Consider the following 20,249-nt stretch of genomic DNA (forward strand, 5'->3'; position numbering starts at 1 on the left):
TGCTTAGCCTGTCACTGTGGCGGGACTAGGCAAAGCAGAGCGTGGGCGCAAGCCGTGTGGGCGGTATCGGTGGGGTTCAGTCCTGCCGCGCGCGCACATCAGCGCGGGCGGCGAGCAAGTCCCACAGGCCGCGATGCTGGTTGAGCAACTGGCGTGCGCCGAACTGGATGGCCCGGTCCACGCCATCGTCGCCGCCGATCGCGCGGGCGACATCGAGCGTGGCGGCGCGGTCGGGCAGGGTGCAGGCATGGGGTTCGATACCCGCGCGCAGGGCGGCGATATCAAGCACCTGGCGCACGGCGCGCCAGTCGAGCACCAGCGCCATCGCCGCGCCCATGGCGCAGCCGCGCCGGTCGGACTGGGCGAGCATGTCGAGCGCGTGGCGTTGCTGGCTGACGGCGGTTTCGCAATCGGCCTGACCAGCGGTGCTGGGGACGGGACCGGCGGCGACGGTGACCTGGGTGATATAGGCGCGTTCGGCAGCGAAGGCGTCGGCGGCCTCGATCAGCCAGGTGCGCGCGGCATTATCGGCCGAGCGGGTGGCGGCATGATCGATGACGCCGGGATGGCGGCCATGAAGCAGGCAGAGATAATAGGCCGCGTCCGCAAGGTCGCCGAGCGACAGCAGCGTGTCACGGGCAATGCCAGTCCCCGCGCGCAGCGCATAGCTATGCGCTGCGGTGCCATCGGCAGCGACCAGCGCCTCCAATATCCGCGCGATGTCGCCAAATTGGTAGCGGGGTGCCGCTTCACTCATGCCAGGATTCCTTTCTTGCCCGATCCGCCGACGGGTTTCGCAACGCAGGTTAAGCAAAAGGGGGTAAAGAAGCGGTTTACGCCGACATGAAAAAAGGCGACCCGCAGGCCGCCCTTTCTCATGTCGCTGAAAAGCGGCAGATTATTGGTCGAGGAAGCTGCGCATCTTGCGGCTGCGCGAAGGGTGTTTGAGCTTGCGCAGCGCTTTCGCTTCGATCTGGCGGATGCGTTCGCGGGTCACGCTGAACTGCTGGCCGACTTCTTCCAGCGTATGATCGGTGTTCATGCCGATGCCGAAACGCATGCGCAGCACGCGCTCTTCGCGCGGCGTGAGGCTGGCGAGGACGCGGGTGACCGTTTCCTTGAGGTTCGCCTGGATCGCGGCATCCACCGGGATGATCGCATTCTTGTCCTCGATGAAATCGCCCAGATGCGAATCTTCCTCGTCGCCGATCGGCGTTTCGAGGGAGATCGGCTCCTTGGCGATCTTCATCACCTTGCGCACCTTCTCCAGCGGCATGGAGAGGCGCTCCGCCATCTCCTCTGGGGTCGGTTCGCGGCCCTGCTCGTGCAGGAACTGGCGGCTGGTGCGCACCAGCTTGTTGATCGTCTCGATCATATGGACCGGGATGCGGATGGTCCGCGCCTGATCGGCGATCGAGCGGGTGATCGCCTGCCGGATCCACCACGTCGCATAGGTGCTGAACTTGTAGCCACGGCGATATTCGAACTTATCGACCGCCTTCATCAGGCCGATATTGCCTTCCTGAATGAGATCCAGAAATTGCAGGCCGCGATTGGTGTATTTTTTGGCGATGGAGATGACGAGGCGCAGATTGGCTTCGACCATTTCCTTCTTGGCGATGCGCGCCTCGCGCTCGCCCTTTTGCACCATGTTGACGATGCGGCGGAATTCGCCGAGCGACATGCCGGTGGCCTGCGCGATTTCGCTGACTTCGTTACGGATGCGCTCGACTGCGCGCGCTTCGGCGGCGGCGAAGGCGGCCCATTTCTTGTCGATGCCGCTGACCCGGTCGAGCCAGGCATCGTCCAGTTCGAAATTGACGTAGCGGTCGAGGAAGTCCTTGCGGCTCACCTTGTGGCGCTCGGCCAGGCGCAGCATCTGCCCGCCCAGCGCGGTCAGGCGGCGGTTATAGGCATAAAGCTGATCGACCAGATATTCGATCTTCTGCTGATGGAACTGGACGCTTTCGACCTGCGCGGTCAGGCTTTCGCGCAGTTCCTGATAATCATCCTCATCTTTCTGGCTGAGCACTTCGCCGGTGCCCATGGCGAGCATGCGCGAGGATTGAATGGCCGAGAAGGCGCGGAAGATTTCGGTGATGGTGGCGAACTTCTCCAGCGCGATCGGCTTGAGCGTCTCTTCCATCTGGGCGAGGGAGAGGGTGTTGTCCTCCTCCTCTTCCTCTTCGACGCGGCGGGGGCGGCGTTCATTGCCGTCCTCATCCTCATCGGCGTCGGCGGATTCTTCCTCCGGCTCTTCTTCTTCCTTGAAGCTGGGGCCAGCGGTCTTCTCGCTGATCTCGCCATCATCATCCTCGGCGCCTTCCTCCAAGCTTTCCGGGGCAGGGTCTTTAGACAGCATGGCGTCGAGATCGAGTATCTCGCGCAGCTGCATTTCGCCATTGTTGAGCGCGGTCGACCATTCGATGATCGCGTTGAAGGTGGTCGGGCTTTCGCACAGACCCAGGATCATGGTGTCGCGGCCAGCCTCGATCCGCTTGGCGATGGCGATTTCGCCCTCACGGCTGAGCAGTTCCACCGCGCCCATTTCGCGCAGATACATGCGAACGGGATCGTCGGTGCGATCGACCGTTTCCTTCTTCTTTTCGGTGACCAGGCGGGGCGAGCCATCGTCATCGTCCGCCGCTTCGTTGGCGTCGTCGTTGTCGTCCTCGCGCTGCTGGTCCTCGCCATCCTCGCTGGCTTCTTCATTTTCGACGATGTTGACGCCCATGTCGTTGAGCGCGGACATGACATCCTCGATCTGCTCGGACGACATCTGGTCCTGCGGCAGGGCGTTGTTCAGCTCGTCATAGGTGATGTAGCCACGCTTTTTGGCGCGGGCGAGCAGCTTCTTGACCGAGGCTTCGTTGAGGTCGAGCAGGGGCGCATCGCCACCTTCATCCCCACCATCGCCTGCACCCGCCGCATTCTTGCTGTTCGCCTTGGTCGCCATCTATTCGCCTTAACTCCGCCGCTCCCTCTGGCGGGAGCGATCAATTCCAATGCATCGTCCGCCAAAGGGACGTTTCGTTCAAACCTTGCCGCCCCGCGAGGGAACGGCTCGTTCAAACAATGTCTTCGGGCTGCGCCAGTTCCGCCAGTCGACGGTCATGGTCGGCCTTGAGCGCCAGCAAGCGCTGTTGCTCAGCGAGATTTTCCTCGCTGACGTCGCTCTTGAACCGCCGTGTCGCCTCCGCCAGCGCTGCCTCAAGCTCCGGTCCCTGCGCCATCACCCGAATGGCCTCCTCCAGATCGCGCGCAAGGCGATCCGGGTCAGCGGTCATCTTGTGAGGGGTGAGTGTGAACGTGTCGGCCCGGAGCATCCCTTTAGCCATATTATACACTTCACCTGCCCCCAATATGGTAAGGAGGCCCTGTGTTTCAACAGTTTCTTTGCGTAGCGATGCACTAATCATCGAATCGGCCAGCCGGGCGAGGATGGGATCGCCGATCGGCAGGCCCGCCAGCGTCTCACGATGCAGCGCAATCTGGTCCGGATGGCGCAAAAGGCCCGCCAGAATCGCGCGCAAAAGCCGCTGTTCCATGCCGCTGGCACCAATGGCGCGGACCTCATGGCCCGCCGGGCCGATCGGGGCTTTCCAGTTGCCGCGTTTGTCGCGTTGCCAGCGGGCGGTGCCATTGCCGCCGCCGGAGCCGCGCGCCGTGGGGGTGAAGGCGGGGCGAGCGAAGAAGAGCGCGTCATAGCGTTCGCGAAAGGCGTGGGCATAATGCGCGCGGACATCGGGGTCCGCGATCGCATCGGTCAGCGCGCGCAGGCGCTGCTTGAGCGCGGCCTTCTGCTCCGGCGTGTCGAGCGGGGCTGAGCCTTGTTCATGGCTCCACAGTCGCTCGACCAGCGGCTGCGCGGCATCCAGCACCGCGTCCATTGCCGCCGGGCCACTGGCGCGCAGCAGGTCGTCTGGGTCTTGCCCCTGGGGCAGGGTGGCGAAGGCTAGGCTGTAGCCGGGGCGCAGCAGGGGCAGGGCGCGGGTGGCAGCGCGGATGGCGGCTTTCTGCCCCGCCGAATCGCCATCGAAGCAAAGGATAGGCACCTCGACCATCTTCCAAAGTCGCTCGATCTGATGCTCGGTCAGCGCGGTGCCGAGGGGGGCGACGGCATCGTCGAACCCGGCCTGCGCGAGCGCGATCACATCCATATAGCCTTCGACCACGATCACCCGGCCAGTCTGGCGGCTGGCGGGGGAGGCGCGGTCGATATTGTAGAGGGTGCGGCCCTTGTCGAACAGCGGGGTGTCGGGGGAGTTGAGATATTTGGGTTCGCCCTGGCCCAATATCCGTCCGCCAAAGGCAATCGTGCGCCCGCGAATGTCGCGGATCGGCAGCATCAGGCGACCCCGGAACCGATCATAGGGATCGCGCTTCTTGGCCCGGTCACTGTCCGGTTCGGCGGCGTCGGGATCGATCAGCAGGCCCGCTTCGACCAGCATTGGATCGCCGAACTCCTTGAGCGCGGTGCGCAGCCGCCCGCGACTGTCGGGCGAATAGCCAAAGCCGAAGGCGCGGCGGGTGGCGTCGCTGATGCCGCGCTTGCCGAGGTAGGCGCGCGCCTCCGCCCCCTCGATCGCGTCGAGTTGGGCGGCGAAGAAATCCTGCGCGGCGGCCATGGCGTCGTGCAGGCCTTTGGCCGCTTCGGCGCGTTTGGCGGCGCGCGGATCGGGCGCGGGCACATCCATCCCCGCCGCCTGCGCCAATTCCTTCACCGCCTCCATGAAGGGCAGGCCGCGCTGGTCGGTCATCCAGCGGATCGCATCGCCATGCGCCCCGCACCCGAAACAATGATAGAAGCCCTTTTCATCGTTGATCGTGAAACTGGGCGTCTTTTCATTATGGAACGGACAGCAGGCCTTATACTCGCGCCCGGCCTTCTGCACCTTGATGGTGCGGCCGATGAGCGTGGACAGCGACGTGCGCATGCGCAGTTCGTCGAGAAAGGCGGGGGTTAGACTCAAAATCTCCCTTCCCGCGAAGACGCACCAGATCCGTTCGTGTCGAGCGAAGTCGAGACACGCTCGCACTGCGCTTGCAGCTTTTCCAAGTCATCTGGCGTGCGAGATGCATCGCCCACATCCCGCTCTTTCGGCGGTCTGGCGAAGTAGGAGAGTAAGGACCAATTCCCGGCGATCAGTGCTTCCTTCTTGGCGCGCGACCAGCCGCCAACGATGCGTTCGGCTTCCAGCGCTTCGATCCGCGTTCCGAACGTCTCGCTCCATACGAGGGTCACCGGTCGGCGATCGCGGGTGAAGGTGCTGCCCTGGCCGCAATGGTGCTGGGCGATTCGATGATCCAGATTATCGGTGTGGCCCGTATAATAACGGCCGTCAGAACATTTGAGCATATAGGTCCAGAACGCCATTGACGGAATATGCCTGAACCCGCGCCGGTGTCGAGCGGTGTCCCACGCCATCGGTGTCGCTGGCCTTGGCTCTGCCGCGTTTCTCGACTTCGCTCGAAACGAACGGAGGTGGGGAAGGGCGCGTGACCCCTCCCTTCGAAGGGAGGGGCTTTTATCGTGTCACGAAAGCGCTGCCTTCACCATGCCGCTGGCCTTGCTCATGTCGATCACGCTGCCGTGGCGTTCTTTCAGGACGGCCATGACCTTGCCCATATCCTTGAGGCTCGCCGCACCGACTTCCGCTTTGATTGCGTCGATCGCGGCCCTGGTCTCGTCCTCGCTCAATTGCGTCGGCAGGAAGCTTTCGATGACGTCCAGTTCGACCTGTTCCTTGGCCGCCAGTTCGTCGCGGCCGCCATTGGTGAACATCTCGATCGATTCGCGGCGTTGCTTGACCATCTTCTGCAGCACTTCGACCACCGTGGCGTCGTCGTCCGGCACGGTCGATGCGGTGCGCAGTTCGATGTCGCGGTCCTTTAGCTTGGCCAGGATGAGGCGCACGGCGGCGAGGCGTTCCTTGTCGCCTGCTTTCATGGCGGTGATCTGGGCGCTCTTTATCTGCTCGCGAATCATGGCGAAGCGAATCCTCGTGTCTTTGCGGAAAGCGACAGATATAATGTGAAAAGAGATTTTTAACAGACGTTGACCCCAAGCGCACACAGGCATAGGTGACCGGCCGTTTAACCCGCATCAGACGGGTTCCAAAGCCAACGCAAAAAAGGACGCTGATCTCATGGCTGACGCCAAGACCCTTACCGTGCCCAAAGGAGCGACCGGGGTCGTGGTTTTTGCCGATGGCAGCGCCGTGTTCGGGCGCGGTTTCGGCGCGGTGGGCGATGCCGTCGGCGAACTCTGCTTCAACACCGCGATCACCGGCTATCAGGAGATCATGACCGACCCCAGCTATGCGGGCCAGGTCATCACTTTCACCTTCCCCCATATCGGCAATGTCGGCACCAATTTGGACGATGTCGAGGCGACCAGCCCCTATGCGTTGGGCTGCGTGGTGCGTGAGGATGTGACCGCGCCGTCCAATTTCCGCAACGTCATGGCGTTCGACCAGTGGATGGCGGATAATGGCCGCATCGGCCTCGCTGGGGTCGATACCCGCGCGCTGACCCGGATGATCCGCGAAAAGGGCGCGCCTAATGTCGTGATCGCGCATGATCCCAATGGTGCGTTCGACCTTGCCGCGCTGGCGGCGAAGGCGGCGGGTTGGCCGGGGCTGGAGGGCATGGACCTCGCCATCGAAGTCACGGGGCAGGAAACGCGGCTGTGGCAGGATGGCGGCTGGACGCTGGGCAAGGGCTATGGCCTGAACGCCGTGGGCGAAGGCGCGCCGCATGTCGTGGCGATCGATTATGGCGCGAAGAATAATATCTTCCGCAATCTGGTGCAGGCCGGCGCGCGCGTAACCGTGCTGCCCGCGACCGCGACCGTCGAGCAGATCATGGACCTGGCCCCCGATGGCGTGTTCCTCTCCAACGGGCCTGGCGATCCGGCCGCGACCGGCAGCTATGCCGTTCCGGTGATCGCAGCGCTGTTGGCGCGCGACGTGCCGATCTTCGGCATCTGCCTTGGCCATCAATTGCTGGGGCTGGCGGTGGGTGCCAAGACGATCAAGATGCATCAGGGCCATCGCGGTGCCAACCATCCGGTCAAGCGGCTGAGCGATGGCCTGGTGGAGATCACGTCGATGAACCATGGCTTTGCGGTCGATGCCGAGACGCTGCCCGCCAATGTCCGCACGACCCATGTGTCGTTGTTCGACGGCAGCAATTGCGGCATCGAACTGACCGACAAGAACGCCTTTTCGGTGCAATATCACCCCGAAGCCTCGCCGGGGCCGCAGGACAGCTTCTACCTGTTCCAGCGGTTCGTCGATGGCCTGAAAAAGCCGGTGGCGGCATGAGCATCAAACTGCCCCCCGTCGATGAAGCCCGGCTGGCCGCCGAGTGGGAAGCGGACCGCGAAGTCCTCGCCAACCTCGCCGCCAATGGCGACAAGCCGATGATCCCGCGCGCCGTGGACGTCAGCTTCAAGGGCAATGACAAGGATTTCGACCGCGTCCTGGAAATTGCCAGCCAGTTCGGCATGGTCGAACTCGACCGCGAAGAGGATGAGGATGGCGACCTGTTCCTGTTCCTGGAATGCGAACAGGCGGTGGATGAGGCGTCAATCAAGGCGTTGACCAAGAAATGCCTGCAGATCGAGATATTGTGCGGCGTCGAATATGACGGCTGGGGGTGCGAGGCCCGGACGGGGGCGGTGCATTGATGAGCCGGGCGATTCCTTTCGCAGCGCCCATACTTATTGTCGCTTCGGGTTGCAGCGCTGCCTCGAATTCCGTGGAATATATGATTGGGGCGTTCGCAAGTGCCGGTGTCCAGTCAGATGCTGAAGGGGCCATTGTCCCAGATGCTGCTACAAGATTACCTGCTCTTTTGAAAAGGTGCGGGGTGTCGAAATATGAACCTATCGAAGCGTCGGATAGCTTCGTTGGCTTCACGTTTCGGCATTATTCGTCCGATGCACGGACGCTCGACTGCATTAACGCCGCTTTACCAGTGGGCACTACATTGACCGATAACAGGCTGAACTAATGCCTAAACGCACCGAGATCTCAATTATCCGCAGCATCGGCATTGGTCAGATCATCATCGGCCAGGCGTGCGAGATTGATTGTTCGCGCGCGCAGGCGCTCATGGCTCCCAAGGATTGATGATGGCGGCACCTGTCCGGGCGAAGTCTGATACGTTGCGGGTGACGACTGGTATACCGGCTGCAATTGCTTGCGATGCGATCAGCAGGTCCATGTCTGCGATTATCTGTCCGGCGCGTTCCAGTTCGGCCTTCAGGCGTCCCCATACAACGGCTGTTGCCTCATCGGGCTTTATGATCCGGTCGATCAATAGTGTTTCGATCCGGTTTCTGAAGGCGATAAGGCGCGACCGATGCGTGGCGTCGATCGCTTTGGCGATGCCATATTCCATTTCTGCTAATACGATGGTGGATAATGTGCAATTTGCGCGATTGGCGGCCAGAAAGGCGATCACCTTGGGCTCCGGTCTGGGCCGGGCGAGTACGCTCCAGACGTTCGTGTCAATCAGCACCAAAAATCTCGCGATCAGCGGGATGATCTTGCCGAGCCGGCAGTTCCAGCCCTGCGCCGCCTGCAATCGCAATCAGGTCATGAACCCAGTCGTCGCCCGTCAGATCGCGAATTTGCGCGGCATCGGGTGCCGTCGGCGCATAAGTCTGTTCGAGCAAAATTCGCAGTTCGGCTTCCAGCGAACGCCCATTTTTCGCCGCCGACAATCGAGCGCCTTCCTTAACGGCATCATCGATGTTGCGGATCGTAACGCTACCCATCGCCCGTCTCCCATGATTGCATTGCAATCAACCTATTCAATGAGAGCACTCTAAACAATGCCCAAACGCACCGACATCTCCTCCATCCTCATCATCGGCGCTGGCCCGATCATCATCGGCCAGGCGTGCGAGTTCGATTATTCGGGCACGCAGGCGGTCAAGGCGTTGAAGGAGGAGGGCTATCGCATCATCCTCGTCAATTCCAACCCGGCGACGATCATGACCGACCCGGAATTTGCCGACGCGACCTATGTCGAGCCGATCACGCCCGAAATCGTGGCGAAGATCATCGAGAAGGAGCGGCCGGATGCGGTGTTGCCGACGATGGGTGGGCAGACGGCGCTGAACACGGCGCTGGCGCTGTTCAACGACGGGACGCTGGCGAAGTACGGCGTCCAGATGATCGGCGCGGATGCAGAAGCGATCGACAAAGCGGAGGACCGGATCAAGTTCCGCGATGCGATGGACAAGATCGGGCTGGAATCGGCGCGCTCGCGCATTGCGCATACGATGGAAGAGGCGCTGGAAGGGCTGGAATTTACCGGGCTTCCGTCGATCATCCGGCCGAGCTTCACCATGGGCGGCACGGGCGGGGGCATCGCCTATAATCGCGACGAGTTCATGACCATCGTGCGCGGCGGACTGGATGCGTCGCCGACGACCGAAGTGCTGATCGAGGAATCGCTGCTTGGTTGGAAAGAATATGAGATGGAGGTCGTGCGCGACCGCAACGACAATTGCATCATCATCTGTTCGATCGAGAATGTGGACCCGATGGGCGTCCATACCGGCGACAGCATCACCGTCGCCCCGGCGCTGACGCTGACCGACAAGGAATATCAGATCATGCGCAACGCATCCATTGCGGTGCTGCGTGAAATCGGCGTGGAAACAGGCGGTTCCAACGTACAGTTCGCGGTCAATCCCAAGGATGGGCGCCTGGTCGTGATCGAGATGAACCCGCGCGTGTCGCGCTCGTCGGCGCTGGCATCGAAGGCTACTGGCTTCCCGATCGCCAAGGTCGCGGCGAAGCTGGCGGTTGGCTATACGCTCGACGAGATCGAGAATGATATTACCGGGGCGACCCCGGCCTCGTTCGAACCGACGATCGACTATGTCGTGACCAAGATCCCGCGCTTCGCGTTCGAGAAGTTCAAGGGTGCCGAGCCGCTGCTCGGCACCGCGATGAAGTCGGTCGGGGAAGTGATGGCGATCGGCCGCAACATCCATGAATCGATGCAGAAGGCGCTGCGCGGCCTCGAAACCGGGCTGTGCGGCTTCAATGATGTGGATCATCTGGCGGGCGCGCCCAAGGACGACATCGTCGCTGCCCTGGCGCAGCCGACGCCCGACCGGCTGCTGGTCGCGGCGCAGGCGTTGCGCGAAGGGCTGACCGTCGCGGAGATCCACAATATCGCCAAGTTCGATCCCTGGTTCCTGGAACGGATCAAGGAGATCGTCGAGGCCGAAGCGCAGGTGCTGGAGAATGGCCTGCCGCGCGATGCCGATGGCATGCGGCACCTCAAGTCCATGGGCTTTTCCGACAAGCGCCTGGCCTATCTGGCGCTCAAATCCGCCAATCTGCGCGGCATGGAGCGGGGCATTGCGCGTGGGTCGGGCCTGATCCACGAAGCGGTCAAGGCGATGACCGGCGGCGTGACCGAAGCGGAGGTGCGCAAGCTGCGCCATAAGCTCGGCGTGCGACCGGTGTTCAAGCGGATCGACACCTGTGCGGCCGAGTTCGCGGCGAAGACGCCGTACATGTATTCGACCTATGAAGCGCCGATCTTTGGGGAAGCGGAGAATGAATCCGCCCCGACCGATCGCGAGAAGGTCGTGATTCTGGGCGGCGGGCCGAACCGGATCGGGCAGGGGATCGAGTTCGACTATTGCTGCGTCCATGCCTGTTTCGCGCTGTCGGAGGCGGGCTATGAGACGATCATGGTCAACTGCAACCCGGAAACGGTGTCGACCGACTATGACACATCGGACCGCCTCTATTTCGAGCCGCTGACCGCTGAGGATGTGCTGGAAATCTTGGCCATCGAAATGACCAACGGGACGCTCAAGGGCGTGATCGTGCAGTTCGGCGGGCAGACCCCGCTCAAGCTGGCACAGGCGCTGGAGGATGCGGGCATCCCGATCCTGGGCACCTCGCCCGATGCGATCGACCTGGCCGAGGATCGCGAGCGGTTCGCCGCGCTGATCGACAAGCTCAAACTGCGCCAGCCCGCCAACGGCATTGCGCGCAGCCGGGAGGAGGCGATCGCGGTCGCCAACCGCATCGGCTATCCGGTGCTGATGCGGCCGAGCTATGTGCTGGGCGGCCGGGCGATGGAGATTGTCGACGGGCAGGCGCAGCTGGAGGAATATATCACCACCGCCGTCCAGGTCTCGGGCGAATCACCGGTGCTGATCGACCAATATCTGCGCGACGCGATCGAGGTCGATGTCGATGCGCTGTGCGATGGCGAGGATGTCGTCGTCGCTGGCGTGTTGCAGCATATCGAGGAGGCGGGGGTCCATTCGGGCGACAGCGCCTGCTCGCTGCCGCCCTACAGTCTGTCCGACGAGATCATTGCCGAGATCGAACGGCAGACCGAGGTATTGGCCCATGCGCTGTCGGTGCGCGGCCTGATGAACATCCAGTTCGCGGTGAAGGATGGGATGGTCTATCTGATCGAGGTCAACCCGCGCGCCAGCCGCACGGTGCCCTTCGTCGCCAAGGCGATCGGTACGCCGATCGCAAAGATCGCCGCGCGCGTGATGGCGGGCGAGAAGATCCGCGACCTGCCCAAGATCGACCGCAATGCGATCGACCATGTCGCGGTCAAGGAAGCGGTCTTCCCGTTCGGGCGCTTCCCCGGTGTCGATCCCGTCCTGTCGCCGGAAATGAAGAGCACCGGCGAAGTCATGGGAATCGATAGCAATTTTGCTACTGCCTTCGCCAAGGCGCAGATCGGCGCGGGGACGCTGCTGCCGACGAGCGGCACGGTGTTCATCTCGCTCAAGGATAGCGACAAGCCGGTGATCCTGCCCGCCGCGCGCAAGCTGGTCGATATGGGCTTTACGCTCATCGCGACGGGCGGCACGGCCGATTATCTGGCGGACCATGGTATTGCGGTGGAAAAGGTGAACAAGGTCGCCGAGGGGCGTCCGCATATCGTGGACAAGATCACCGATGGCGACGTGCAGTTGATCTTCAACACGACCGAGGGCTGGCAGTCGCTGAAGGACAGCAAGGCGATTCGCACCAGCGCGCTGCGCGGCAAGGTTGCCAGCTTCACCACGGCGGCCGCCAGCGTCGCTGCGGCCGATGCGATCGAGGCTTTGCGGGAGCATCCCCTTGAAGTGCGCTCGCTCCAGTCCTATTATCCCCTGTCGCACGCCTGATCCCCTGCACAAGGAAGCATGCTGCGGGCGGCCCGCTGTTCGGGCCGCCAAAGGGAAGTTTTGACGAAGGATTTGCAAAATGGCGACCGTTGAGAAGATGCCGATGCTGCAGATGGGCTATGACAAGCTCAATGCGCAGCTGCGCGAACTCAAGGCCGAACGGCCCCTCATCGTGGACGCCATCGAGGAAGCGCGCGCCCATGGCGACCTGTCCGAGAATGCGGAATATCACGCCGCCAAGGAACGGCAGGGCCAGGTAGAGGCCACGATCAACGATCTGGAAGACAAGCTGTCGCGCGCGCAGATCATTGATCCCGCGACGCTGTCAGGCAACAAGATCGTGTTCGGCGCGACCGTGACCTTGCTCGATGAAGATGACAAGCCGGTGAAATATCAAATCGTCGGCCAGGCCGAGGCGGATGCCAAGGCGGGCATGATCTCGTACAACAGCCCGCTGGGGCGCGCGCTGATCGGTCGTACCGTCGGCGAAGATGTCGAGGTATCGGTGCCGTCGGGTGACAAATTCTACTCGGTCGAGAAAATCGAGTTCATCTGATCCCGTGAAATTGCCCGCTGGCCCCATGACGAACGGGATCGCGGCGATCAGTTTCGCCGTGTTCCTGATCCTGTATCTGACGGGTCATATCGACAATGCAGCCGTGCTGGGCGGGTTCATCCCCGCGCGCGTGGGCGATCCCGACCTGCTGGCTGGACTGGCGGCGGTGCCGTGGTGGCTAACGCCGCTCACCTGCACGCTCATCCATGCCGGGTGGCTGCATGTCGGCTTCAATATGTTGATGCTCGTCTTTTGCGGGCGGCATGTTGAACATGTGCTGGGCAAGGGACCAACGCTGTTGCTTTATGGCGTGGGCGCTTATGCGGCTTGCGGGGCGCAGTGGCTGATCGATCCGGGTTCGACCGGTCCTATGGTAGGCGCGAGCGGGGCCATTTCGGCTGTCGTGGCGACCTATGCCTTGCTCTATAGCCAGCAACAGGTACGCCGGATCGGGCCGTTTTCGGCCAATATCGTGCGGTTGGCTTGGCTGGCTGGCGGCTGGATCGCGCTGCAACTGATGATCGGATTCGCCACCGCCGGGGGCATGGGCGATCTGGGACAGATTGCGGTCGCCGCGCATATTGGCGGCTTTCTTGCCGGGCTGGCTTTGACTCGGCCGCTGCTCCGCTGGCGCTTCCGCAAAAGGCCGCGCGCGGTTAATTAGTTACTAGAAAATAGCCGTTCCCCGGTTTCATGCGAGGAACGGCTATGGTCAGTTTCAGTCCGCCTTGGGCAGTTCGGGTTCCAGCAGGCGATGCAGATGCACGATCACATAACGCATTTCGGCGTCGTCCACCGTGCGCTGCGCCGCGCCGCGCCAAGCCTTTTCGGCCGAGGCATAGTCGGGAAACACGCCGACCAGGTCGACTTTGCTGAGGTCTTGAAATTCGAGCGTCTGCGGATCGGTTACGCGACCGCCCAGCACCAGATGCATTTTGCTCATGGCGTTTTATTATCTCCCTTGGGTGGGCGGCGACCCTAGCAGCGCCGCACGCCCCATCCAAGGGGGACTAAAGCCGTGTTGGCATGCTTTTCACGTCGTTGCGATTAGCTTTTGGGCAACCGCGCCTTGATCGCATCGCCCAGCGCTTCAATACGGTGCGCCACAAGCGAGGTCACGTCATCGGCTAGCTTCGATGCCTTGGCCGACAGATCGGCCGAAGTGAGATTATCGCGTGCATGCGAAGCGGCGTCGCCCGCGCTGTGCAGGGCATGGGCGGCATTGGTCTTCACCGTTTCAGCGCCCTCGGCTGCCGCCGCGCGGGCGGCGAGCGCCGCTTCGGCAACCCGCGATCCGGCGGTAACGGCAAGACCCGGCAAGGCCTTCATCATCGCGCGGCTCTTGGGGAACATCCACGCCACGACGGCACCAACGGCGATCGCACCAGCAACCGCGGCGACCGGATGGTCCTGCACGATCTGGTTGGCGCGGCTTGCGGCGCGCTGCGTCTTGTCGCGCGCGTCGCCATAGGCCATGCCCGCCTTGTCGCGGCCGGTCTGCACCAGTTCGCCAGCGCCTTCGCGCGCCTTGGCCGTGGTTTCACGGATGCGGTCGGTTGCGGTCGAGGCGGCGTCATTCGCCGCTTCACGGGCACGGTTCACTTGGGCACGAATGTCAGCCATGGTCATTCTCCGGCATATCTGTTGGGGTGTTCCTGAAACGAACGTATAAGCGTTGGAAAAGTGCCGTGATCGGCCCCCGCGCCAGAAAAAGCGCGAACGCGGCAGCGGCTGCTCCAACGGCAACGGGGCGTTGCTGCGCCTTGGCTGCGCCGAGAGCCACCGCGCTCGATACCGCGCCTGAAACGCTGTCGATCGCCTTATCCTTGGCGTCCTGAATCAGAAGTGCAGGCGCGATCCGCGCCTTCGCTTGCGCGGCGCTGATCTTCATCTGCGCGCGGGCCAGGTCGGCGCGGGCGCAGGCCTCTCGATAAGCCAATTCCTGCGTCATGGCGTGATCGCCTTCTTCATGCGGGTGATGCAGCCTTTGGCCATCAGCAGCAGCAGGATCGTCACGAGCAGCCCGCCGCCGGCCACGATCAGCGTCGCCCACAAAGGGTCGAGATGGCGGGACAAGGCCACGACAAGACCGACCAGCAACGCCACGATGCTGGCAAAGGCGAGCATGAGCGCCACTAGTCCCAACACCGCCGCATTGCGAACGCCGACGCCGACGATGCTGAGCCGCAGTTTCTGCTTGTCCGCCTCGGCCGAGGCATAGGCCCGGCCATCGGCGTACAGGCGGGCGAAGGCGTCACGCACGCTTTCGGTGCGTGCGCCCTCTTCCGGACCGCCTGGCTCCAATCCTTCGGCGTGCGGCGTAACCGCCGTTTCCGTTGGCTCTTGTGTCAATAGATCCTCCGCCCCGAAACCGGAGCCTTTCGTTTCAGTGACGGGAAAGCCGGAACGGCAAACCCTCAGGCCTTGTCGTCCGACCCTTTGGCAAGGCGCATCAACACGAAGCCGACAACGGCGGCCGCGCCGATCGCGACAGCCGGGCTCTTACGCACGAAATCGCGCGCTTCGGCCATCAACTGATCGACATCCTTATTGTCGAGGCTGTCTGCTGCACCGGCAACCTGTTCGGCGGCCTGACGGGCATAATCGCCATATTGCGGGCCGAGTTTTGCGTCGACCGTGGCAGCCGTGTCGGCGATCAGCTTGGACAGGCTCTGCATGGCCGTGCCGGTCTTGTCCTTGGCGACGCCCGCGGCGGACTTGGCGGTCTTGCCAGCCTGTTCCTTGATCGGGTCGATATGGGCTTTCCAATCAACCGCGTTCAACTTCTCGGCCGCAGCCTTGGCTGCCTTCTCGGCTTGCTCCTTGATCGGCTTGATCTGTGCGCTCAGACCCTTTGCAGCGCTCTCCACGTCAGCGGCGGCGTCTGAGGCCGCTTCCGTCGCGGCTTTCTTGAGCGGCTCGGCCTTCACGGCGACGGCGCTGGCGGCGGTATCCAGGGTCTTGGCCTTGGGGGGGCGTCCGCGCTTGGCGGCCGGCGTTACCGGGGTATCAACCATCGTCCTCAATCTCCCTCTTGATGCAGCATGGTGCGCCGCGCGAGGCGGCAGGTGGTTATATTCCAAATGCTCCGCAGCGGCATGCAGTTCCGTTGCCGTCACATTTTCGACCATCGGCATTTTTCCGATGCGTGCAAGCCCTGCATTGCCAATAGCCGGGCTGCTGGCTAAGCGGAGCGCGGAAAAACAGGGGAGGGGCCGCCATCAGGGTTGCCCGCCCATTGTCAGTGCAGGGAGCGATCATGACCGCCATTCTCGACATTCACGCCCGCCAGATTTTCGACAGCCGTGGCAACCCCACCGTCGAAGTCGACGTCATGCTGGAGGATGGCAGCTTCGGCCGCGCGGCGGTGCCGTCGGGCGCATCGACTGGTGCCTATGAAGCGGTGGAAAAGCGCGACGGCGACAAGAGCCGCTATATGGGCAAAGGCGTGTTGAAGGCGGTCGATACCGTCAATGACGAGATTGCGGGCGAACTGATCGGCTTCGATGCCGAAGATCAGGGCGAAGTCGATGCCGCGATGATCGCGCTCGACGGCACCGACAATAAGTCGAACCTGGGCGCCAACGCGATCCTGGGCGTCAGCCTGGCGGTGGCAAAAGCCGCTGCCGATGCGCGAGGCCTGCCGTTCTATCGCTATGTCGGCGGCGTGTCGGCGCATGTGCTGCCAGTGCCAATGATGAACATCATCAACGGCGGCGAACATGCCGACAACCCGATCGACTTTCAGGAATTCATGATCATGCCGGTCGGTGCTGAAAGCATCGCCGATGCCGTGCGGATCGGGTCGGAAATCTTCCACACGTTGAAGAAGGGCCTGCACGACAAGGGGCTGGCGACGTCGGTCGGTGATGAAGGCGGCTTCGCGCCCAACATCGCCTCGACCCGCGATGCGCTCGATTTCATCATGCTGTCGGTCGAAAAGGCTGGCTACAAGCCGGGCGACGACGTCATGCTGGCGCTCGATTGCGCCGCGACGGAATTCTTCAAGAACGGCAAGTACGAGATTTCGGGCGAAGGTCTGTCGCTCAGCCCCGTTGAAATGGCCGACTATCTCGCCGCCCTGTGTGCCGACTATCCGATCAAGTCGATCGAGGATGGCATGAGCGAGGATGATTTCGAAGGCTGGAAGGCGCTGACCGACAAGATCGGCGGTTCGGTGCAGCTGGTCGGCGACGACCTGTTCGTAACCAACCCCAAGCGCCTGTCGATGGGCATCGACATGGGCCTGGCCAACTCGCTGCTGGTGAAGGTCAACCAGATCGGCACGCTGACCGAAACGCTGGCGGCCGTCGATATGGCGCACCGCGCCCGCTACACTGCCGTCATGTCGCACCGGTCGGGCGAGACCGAGGACGCGACCATCGCGGACCTCGCCGTCGCCACCAATTGCGGCCAGATCAAGACCGGCTCGCTCGCGCGGTCGGACCGGCTTGCGAAGTATAACCAGCTCATCCGCATCGAGGAAGAACTGGGCGATGTCGCCGTCTATGCCGGACGCTCCATCTTCCGCTGATCGGCTTTCCTTCGGTTGGCCGCAAGTTCGACAAAATTCGCTTGCGGCCGACCTTTTCTTGTGATTCTTGTGGGCGATGGCGCACATCGCGAAGCTACGTCTCCTTTTATTCTCGGCCCTTGGCCCTGCGATCGCGCTGCTTCTGCTGCTGTCCTTCGCGGGCTATGTCGTCGTGGGGTCGAACGGCATCCTCGCCTGGGGCGACTATTCGCGTCAGCTCGGCGCGGCCAACGCTGAACTCAAGCGGGTGCAGCAAGCGCGCGCCGACTTGCGCAACCGGGTCGACCTGCTCAACCCACGCCGTGTCGATCCCGATCTGTCGGACGAACTGATCCGCCGCCAGCTTGGCGTCATTCACCATGATGAAGTGATCGTGCCGCTCAACTGAGCCTTCGCCGCGACCAATATTAGCCCAAGATGATAGCTTTGGCCCGGATTCCGTCGGGTCCGCCGTTGCAATATATGCAACTCTGCCGCTATATCGGGCTTCCTTCCATCCTACCCCACGCAAGAGGATAAGAGCCTTGGCGAAACCAACGACGCCGCGCCCGACCCGCGCAGAGGCCGAGGCGAAAAGCCCGGTCGGCGCGGACCATAACCGGCCTCGCCCCGACACTCCGACCGATTACAAGGCCAGCAAGGAAGAGTTGCTGGAATTCTACCGGCAGATGGTCCTCATCCGCCGCTTCGAAGAGAAAGCGGGCCAGTTGTATGGCCTCGGTCTCATCGGCGGCTTCTGTCACCTCTATATCGGCCAGGAAGCGGTTGCGGTCGGCATCCAGTCGGCACTCGTGCCCGGCAAGGACAGCGTTATCACCGGCTATCGCGACCACGGCCACATGCTGGCCTATGGCATCGATCCCAACGTCATCATGGCCGAACTGACCGGCCGTGGCGCGGGCATTTCGCGCGGCAAGGGCGGTTCGATGCATATGTTCAGCGTCGAACATAAATTTTTCGGCGGCCACGGCATCGTCGGCGCACAGGTATCGCTCGGCGCGGGCCTCGGCTTCGCGCACAAATATAATGGCGATGGCGGCGTGTGCGTCGCCTATTTTGGTGATGGCGCGGCCAACCAGGGCCAGGTCTATGAATCCTTCAACATGGCCGAGCTGTGGAAGCTGCCGATCATTTTCGTTATCGAGAATAATCAATACGCCATGGGCACCAGCGTCAACCGTTCTTCGGCGGAAGACCAGCTCTATCGCCGGGGCGAAAGTTTCCGCATCCCCGGCATCCAGGTCAACGGCATGGACGTGCTGGCCGTGCGCGGCGCAACCGAGGAAGCGTTGAAGTGGGTGCAGGGCGGCAATGGCCCGATCCTGCTGGAAATGAAGACCTACCGCTATCGCGGCCACTCCATGTCCGATCCGGCCAAGTACCGGTCGCGCGAAGAAGTGCAGGCGATGCGCGACAAGTCCGACCCGATCGAGGGCGCCAAGGCCTATCTCGCCGAACATGGCGTGGGTGAGGACGAACTCAAGAAGATCGACCAGGACATCCGCAAGATCGTCAGCGAAGCGGCCGATTTCGCCGAATCTTCGCCTGAGCCGGACATGGCCGAACTCTATACCGACGTGCTGGTGGAGCAATATTAATGGGTATCGAAATCAAGATGCCGGCGCTCTCGCCGACGATGGAAGAGGGCACGTTGGCCAAGTGGCTGGTGAAGGAAGGCGACGAAGTGAAGTCCGGCGATATTTTGGCCGAGATCGAAACCGACAAGGCGACGATGGAATTCGAAGCCGTCGATGAGGGCAAGATCGGCAAGATCATGATCGCCGAAGGGTCCGAAGGCGTGAAGGTCGGCACCGTCATCGCGACGATGGCCGGTGAAGAGGGCGAGGACGAAGCACCCGCGCCCAAGGCGGCGGCTGCGCCTGCCAAGGCTGAAGCCGAAGCGCCCAAAAAGGCCGAAAGCGGCACCGCCAAGCTGGCGTCGGAAGCCAAGGCGACCGTCGCTGACCCGGACCTGCCCGAAGGCACCGAGTTCGTCAAAACGACGGTCCGCGAAGCCCTGCGCGACGCGATGGCCGAAGAAATGCGCGCTGATGAGCGCGTGTTCGTGATCGGCGAGGAAGTGGCCGAATATCAGGGTGCCTACAAAGTAACCCAGGGTCTGCTGGACGAATTTGGTGGCAAGCGCGTCATCGACACGCCGATCACCGAATATGGCTTTGCCGGCATCGGCACGGGCGCGGCTATGGGCGGCCTGCGCCCGATCGTCGAGTTCATGACGTTCAACTTCGCCATGCAGGCGATCGACCACATCATCAACTCGGCGGCCAAGACCAACTATATGTCCGGCGGCCAGATGCGCTGCCCGATCGTGTTCCGTGGTCCCAACGGCGCGGCCAGCCGCGTCGGCGCGCAGCATAGCCAGAATTATGCACCCTGGTATGCCGCCGTCCCCGGCCTGATCGTCATCGCGCCTTATGACGCGGCCGATGCCAAGGGGCTGCTCAAGGCGGCGATTCGCTCGACCGATCCGGTCGTGTTCCTGGAAAACGAACTGCTCTACGGCCGCAGCTTCGACGTGCCCAAGGTCGATGACTATGTCCTGCCGATCGGCAAGGCGCGGATCATGCGGCCGGGCAAGGATGTGACGCTGGTCAGCTATTCGATCGGCGTCGGCCTCGCGCTCGATGCAGCTGAAACGCTGGCCGCAGAGGGTATCGACGCGGAGGTCATCGACCTGCGCACGCTGCGCCCGCTCGACACCGCGACCGTGCTGGAAAGCCTCAAGAAGACCAACCGCATCGTCGTGGTCGAAGAAGGCTGGCCGACCTGCTCGATCGCGTCGGAAATCGCCGCCGTCGTCATGGAAAAGGGCTTCGACGATCTCGACGCCCCGGTGCTGCGCGTCACCAACGAAGACGTGCCGCTCCCCTATGCCGCAAACCTTGAAAAAGCCGCGCTGATCGACGCCGCACGCGTGGTCGAGGCGGCAAAGAAGGTCTGCTATCGCTGAACCAAAA

Annotated in this window: 21 protein-coding genes; 9 read left to right on the top strand and 12 right to left on the bottom strand. The window is 62.6% G+C overall.

Going from position 1 to position 20,249, the window contains the following annotated elements:
* Positions 1-76: 76 nt before the first annotated feature.
* The 5 genes from ACZ2HM_RS01870 to ACZ2HM_RS01890 form a co-directional block, all read right to left on the bottom strand.
* Positions 77-757 (bottom strand): DUF6975 family protein, encoded by a 681-nt coding sequence (locus ACZ2HM_RS01870; protein WP_069064914.1) that lies wholly within the window; start codon positions 755-757, stop codon positions 77-79.
* 141 nt (positions 758-898) lie between these two features.
* Complete coding sequence (rpoD, locus tag ACZ2HM_RS01875) at positions 899-2,956, bottom strand: RNA polymerase sigma factor RpoD (protein ID WP_069064913.1); 2,058 nt, start codon at positions 2,954-2,956, stop codon at positions 899-901.
* Positions 2,957-3,068: 112 nt separating this feature from the next.
* Complete coding sequence (gene dnaG / locus ACZ2HM_RS01880; RefSeq protein ID WP_037473481.1) at positions 3,069-4,973, bottom strand: DNA primase; 1,905 nt, start codon at positions 4,971-4,973, stop codon at positions 3,069-3,071.
* A complete protein-coding gene (locus ACZ2HM_RS01885; RefSeq protein WP_333972829.1) occupies positions 4,970-5,377 on the bottom strand; it encodes a GIY-YIG nuclease family protein in 408 nt (135 codons plus the stop codon). Before ACZ2HM_RS01885 ends, dnaG begins: the two co-directional genes overlap by 4 nt.
* A gap of 159 nt (positions 5,378-5,536) precedes the next feature.
* A complete protein-coding gene (locus tag ACZ2HM_RS01890) occupies positions 5,537-5,989 on the bottom strand; it encodes a GatB/YqeY domain-containing protein (RefSeq protein ID WP_470426081.1) in 453 nt (150 codons plus the stop codon).
* Positions 5,990-6,149: 160 nt separating this feature from the next.
* Between ACZ2HM_RS01890 and carA the strand changes: the two genes are divergently transcribed.
* Both carA and ACZ2HM_RS01900 read left to right on the top strand, forming a co-directional pair.
* Positions 6,150-7,328 carry a glutamine-hydrolyzing carbamoyl-phosphate synthase small subunit gene (gene carA, locus ACZ2HM_RS01895; RefSeq protein ID WP_470426082.1) on the top strand — a complete coding sequence of 393 codons (1,179 nt, stop codon included), beginning with the start codon at positions 6,150-6,152 and terminating at the stop codon, positions 7,326-7,328.
* Positions 7,325-7,693 (top strand): ribonuclease E inhibitor RraB, encoded by a 369-nt coding sequence (locus ACZ2HM_RS01900; protein WP_037473487.1) that lies wholly within the window; start codon positions 7,325-7,327, stop codon positions 7,691-7,693. The genes carA and ACZ2HM_RS01900 overlap by 4 nt, the downstream gene beginning before the upstream one ends.
* A gap of 425 nt (positions 7,694-8,118) precedes the next feature.
* Here the strand turns inward: ACZ2HM_RS01900 and ACZ2HM_RS01905 are convergent, their stop codons facing one another.
* Both ACZ2HM_RS01905 and ACZ2HM_RS01910 read right to left on the bottom strand, forming a co-directional pair.
* On the bottom strand, positions 8,119-8,472 hold the full coding sequence (locus ACZ2HM_RS01905) for a type II toxin-antitoxin system VapC family toxin (protein WP_409593725.1): 354 nt from the start codon (positions 8,470-8,472) through the stop codon (positions 8,119-8,121).
* Positions 8,473-8,518: 46 nt separating this feature from the next.
* A complete protein-coding gene (locus tag ACZ2HM_RS01910; RefSeq protein WP_176482735.1) occupies positions 8,519-8,788 on the bottom strand; it encodes a FitA-like ribbon-helix-helix domain-containing protein in 270 nt (89 codons plus the stop codon).
* 57 nt (positions 8,789-8,845) lie between these two features.
* On the opposite strand from ACZ2HM_RS01910, the gene carB reads away from it, so the two are divergent.
* From carB to ACZ2HM_RS01925, 3 genes are all read left to right on the top strand, one after another.
* Entirely contained in the window at positions 8,846-12,181 is a 3,336-nt protein-coding gene (gene carB / locus ACZ2HM_RS01915; RefSeq protein WP_470426083.1) for a carbamoyl-phosphate synthase large subunit, read from the top strand.
* Between the two features lie 79 nt (positions 12,182-12,260).
* Entirely contained in the window at positions 12,261-12,737 is a 477-nt protein-coding gene (gene greA, locus ACZ2HM_RS01920) for a transcription elongation factor GreA (RefSeq protein WP_349634382.1), read from the top strand.
* Between the two features lie 25 nt (positions 12,738-12,762).
* Positions 12,763-13,401 (top strand): rhomboid family intramembrane serine protease, encoded by a 639-nt coding sequence (locus tag ACZ2HM_RS01925; protein WP_037473494.1) that lies wholly within the window; start codon positions 12,763-12,765, stop codon positions 13,399-13,401.
* Positions 13,402-13,455: 54 nt separating this feature from the next.
* Here ACZ2HM_RS01925 and ACZ2HM_RS01930 read toward each other — a convergent pair whose 3' ends face one another.
* From ACZ2HM_RS01930 to ACZ2HM_RS01950, 5 genes are all read right to left on the bottom strand, one after another.
* A complete protein-coding gene (locus ACZ2HM_RS01930) occupies positions 13,456-13,680 on the bottom strand; it encodes a DUF4170 domain-containing protein (protein WP_037473495.1) in 225 nt (74 codons plus the stop codon).
* Positions 13,681-13,784: 104 nt separating this feature from the next.
* Positions 13,785-14,360 carry a DUF883 family protein gene (locus ACZ2HM_RS01935; protein ID WP_037477789.1) on the bottom strand — a complete coding sequence of 192 codons (576 nt, stop codon included), beginning with the start codon at positions 14,358-14,360 and terminating at the stop codon, positions 13,785-13,787.
* Complete coding sequence (locus ACZ2HM_RS01940; RefSeq protein WP_470426084.1) at positions 14,353-14,688, bottom strand: hypothetical protein; 336 nt, start codon at positions 14,686-14,688, stop codon at positions 14,353-14,355. The genes ACZ2HM_RS01935 and ACZ2HM_RS01940 overlap by 8 nt, the downstream gene beginning before the upstream one ends.
* Positions 14,685-15,089, bottom strand: coding sequence for a phage holin family protein (locus ACZ2HM_RS01945; RefSeq protein ID WP_470426085.1), 405 nt, complete (start codon positions 15,087-15,089; stop codon positions 14,685-14,687). The genes ACZ2HM_RS01940 and ACZ2HM_RS01945 overlap by 4 nt, the downstream gene beginning before the upstream one ends.
* A gap of 65 nt (positions 15,090-15,154) precedes the next feature.
* The gene (locus tag ACZ2HM_RS01950; RefSeq protein WP_037473374.1) at positions 15,155-15,754 is read right to left on the bottom strand and encodes a hypothetical protein; all 600 of its coding nucleotides are present in this window, start codon (positions 15,752-15,754) and stop codon (positions 15,155-15,157) included.
* 242 nt (positions 15,755-15,996) lie between these two features.
* Here ACZ2HM_RS01950 and eno point away from each other — a divergent pair, with 242 nt between their 5' ends.
* From eno to ACZ2HM_RS01970, 4 genes are all read left to right on the top strand, one after another.
* Positions 15,997-17,271, top strand: coding sequence for a phosphopyruvate hydratase (eno, locus tag ACZ2HM_RS01955; RefSeq protein WP_470426086.1), 1,275 nt, complete (start codon positions 15,997-15,999; stop codon positions 17,269-17,271).
* Positions 17,272-17,347: 76 nt separating this feature from the next.
* Complete coding sequence (locus ACZ2HM_RS01960) at positions 17,348-17,659, top strand: FtsB family cell division protein (protein WP_470426087.1); 312 nt, start codon at positions 17,348-17,350, stop codon at positions 17,657-17,659.
* A 136-nt stretch (positions 17,660-17,795) separates the two neighbouring features.
* Positions 17,796-18,869: a pyruvate dehydrogenase (acetyl-transferring) E1 component subunit alpha gene (gene pdhA, locus ACZ2HM_RS01965; protein WP_470426088.1), complete on the top strand. Its 1,074-nt coding sequence runs from the start codon at positions 17,796-17,798 to the stop codon at positions 18,867-18,869.
* Positions 18,869-20,242: a pyruvate dehydrogenase complex E1 component subunit beta gene (locus tag ACZ2HM_RS01970; protein ID WP_037473381.1), complete on the top strand. Its 1,374-nt coding sequence runs from the start codon at positions 18,869-18,871 to the stop codon at positions 20,240-20,242. Before pdhA ends, ACZ2HM_RS01970 begins: the two co-directional genes overlap by 1 nt.
* The last annotated feature ends 7 nt before the right edge of the window (positions 20,243-20,249 follow it).

This window comes from Sphingobium sp. KKT206 (genome assembly GCF_055640555.1).

Excerpts from the sequence above, each read along its gene's own strand:
- ACZ2HM_RS01870 (WP_069064914.1), bottom strand. The coding sequence starts at position 757 with ATGAGTGAAGCGGCACCCCGCTACCAATTTGGCGACATCGCGCGGATA.
- rpoD (WP_069064913.1), bottom strand. The coding sequence starts at position 2,956 with ATGGCGACCAAGGCGAACAGCAAGAATGCGGCGGGTGCAGGCGATGGT.
- ACZ2HM_RS01885 (WP_333972829.1), bottom strand. The coding sequence starts at position 5,377 with ATGGCGTTCTGGACCTATATGCTCAAATGTTCTGACGGCCGTTATTAT.
- ACZ2HM_RS01890 (WP_470426081.1), bottom strand. The coding sequence starts at position 5,989 with ATGATTCGCGAGCAGATAAAGAGCGCCCAGATCACCGCCATGAAAGCA.
- carA (WP_470426082.1), top strand. The coding sequence starts at position 6,150 with ATGGCTGACGCCAAGACCCTTACCGTGCCCAAAGGAGCGACCGGGGTC.
- ACZ2HM_RS01900 (WP_037473487.1), top strand. The coding sequence starts at position 7,325 with ATGAGCATCAAACTGCCCCCCGTCGATGAAGCCCGGCTGGCCGCCGAG.
- ACZ2HM_RS01910 (WP_176482735.1), bottom strand. The coding sequence starts at position 8,788 with ATGGGTAGCGTTACGATCCGCAACATCGATGATGCCGTTAAGGAAGGC.
- carB (WP_470426083.1), top strand. The coding sequence starts at position 8,846 with ATGCCCAAACGCACCGACATCTCCTCCATCCTCATCATCGGCGCTGGC.
- greA (WP_349634382.1), top strand. The coding sequence starts at position 12,261 with ATGGCGACCGTTGAGAAGATGCCGATGCTGCAGATGGGCTATGACAAG.
- ACZ2HM_RS01925 (WP_037473494.1), top strand. The coding sequence starts at position 12,763 with ATGACGAACGGGATCGCGGCGATCAGTTTCGCCGTGTTCCTGATCCTG.
- ACZ2HM_RS01930 (WP_037473495.1), bottom strand. The coding sequence starts at position 13,680 with ATGAGCAAAATGCATCTGGTGCTGGGCGGTCGCGTAACCGATCCGCAG.
- ACZ2HM_RS01935 (WP_037477789.1), bottom strand. The coding sequence starts at position 14,360 with ATGGCTGACATTCGTGCCCAAGTGAACCGTGCCCGTGAAGCGGCGAAT.
- ACZ2HM_RS01940 (WP_470426084.1), bottom strand. The coding sequence starts at position 14,688 with ATGACGCAGGAATTGGCTTATCGAGAGGCCTGCGCCCGCGCCGACCTG.
- ACZ2HM_RS01950 (WP_037473374.1), bottom strand. The coding sequence starts at position 15,754 with ATGGTTGATACCCCGGTAACGCCGGCCGCCAAGCGCGGACGCCCCCCC.
- eno (WP_470426086.1), top strand. The coding sequence starts at position 15,997 with ATGACCGCCATTCTCGACATTCACGCCCGCCAGATTTTCGACAGCCGT.
- ACZ2HM_RS01960 (WP_470426087.1), top strand. The coding sequence starts at position 17,348 with ATGGCGCACATCGCGAAGCTACGTCTCCTTTTATTCTCGGCCCTTGGC.
- ACZ2HM_RS01970 (WP_037473381.1), top strand. The coding sequence starts at position 18,869 with ATGGGTATCGAAATCAAGATGCCGGCGCTCTCGCCGACGATGGAAGAG.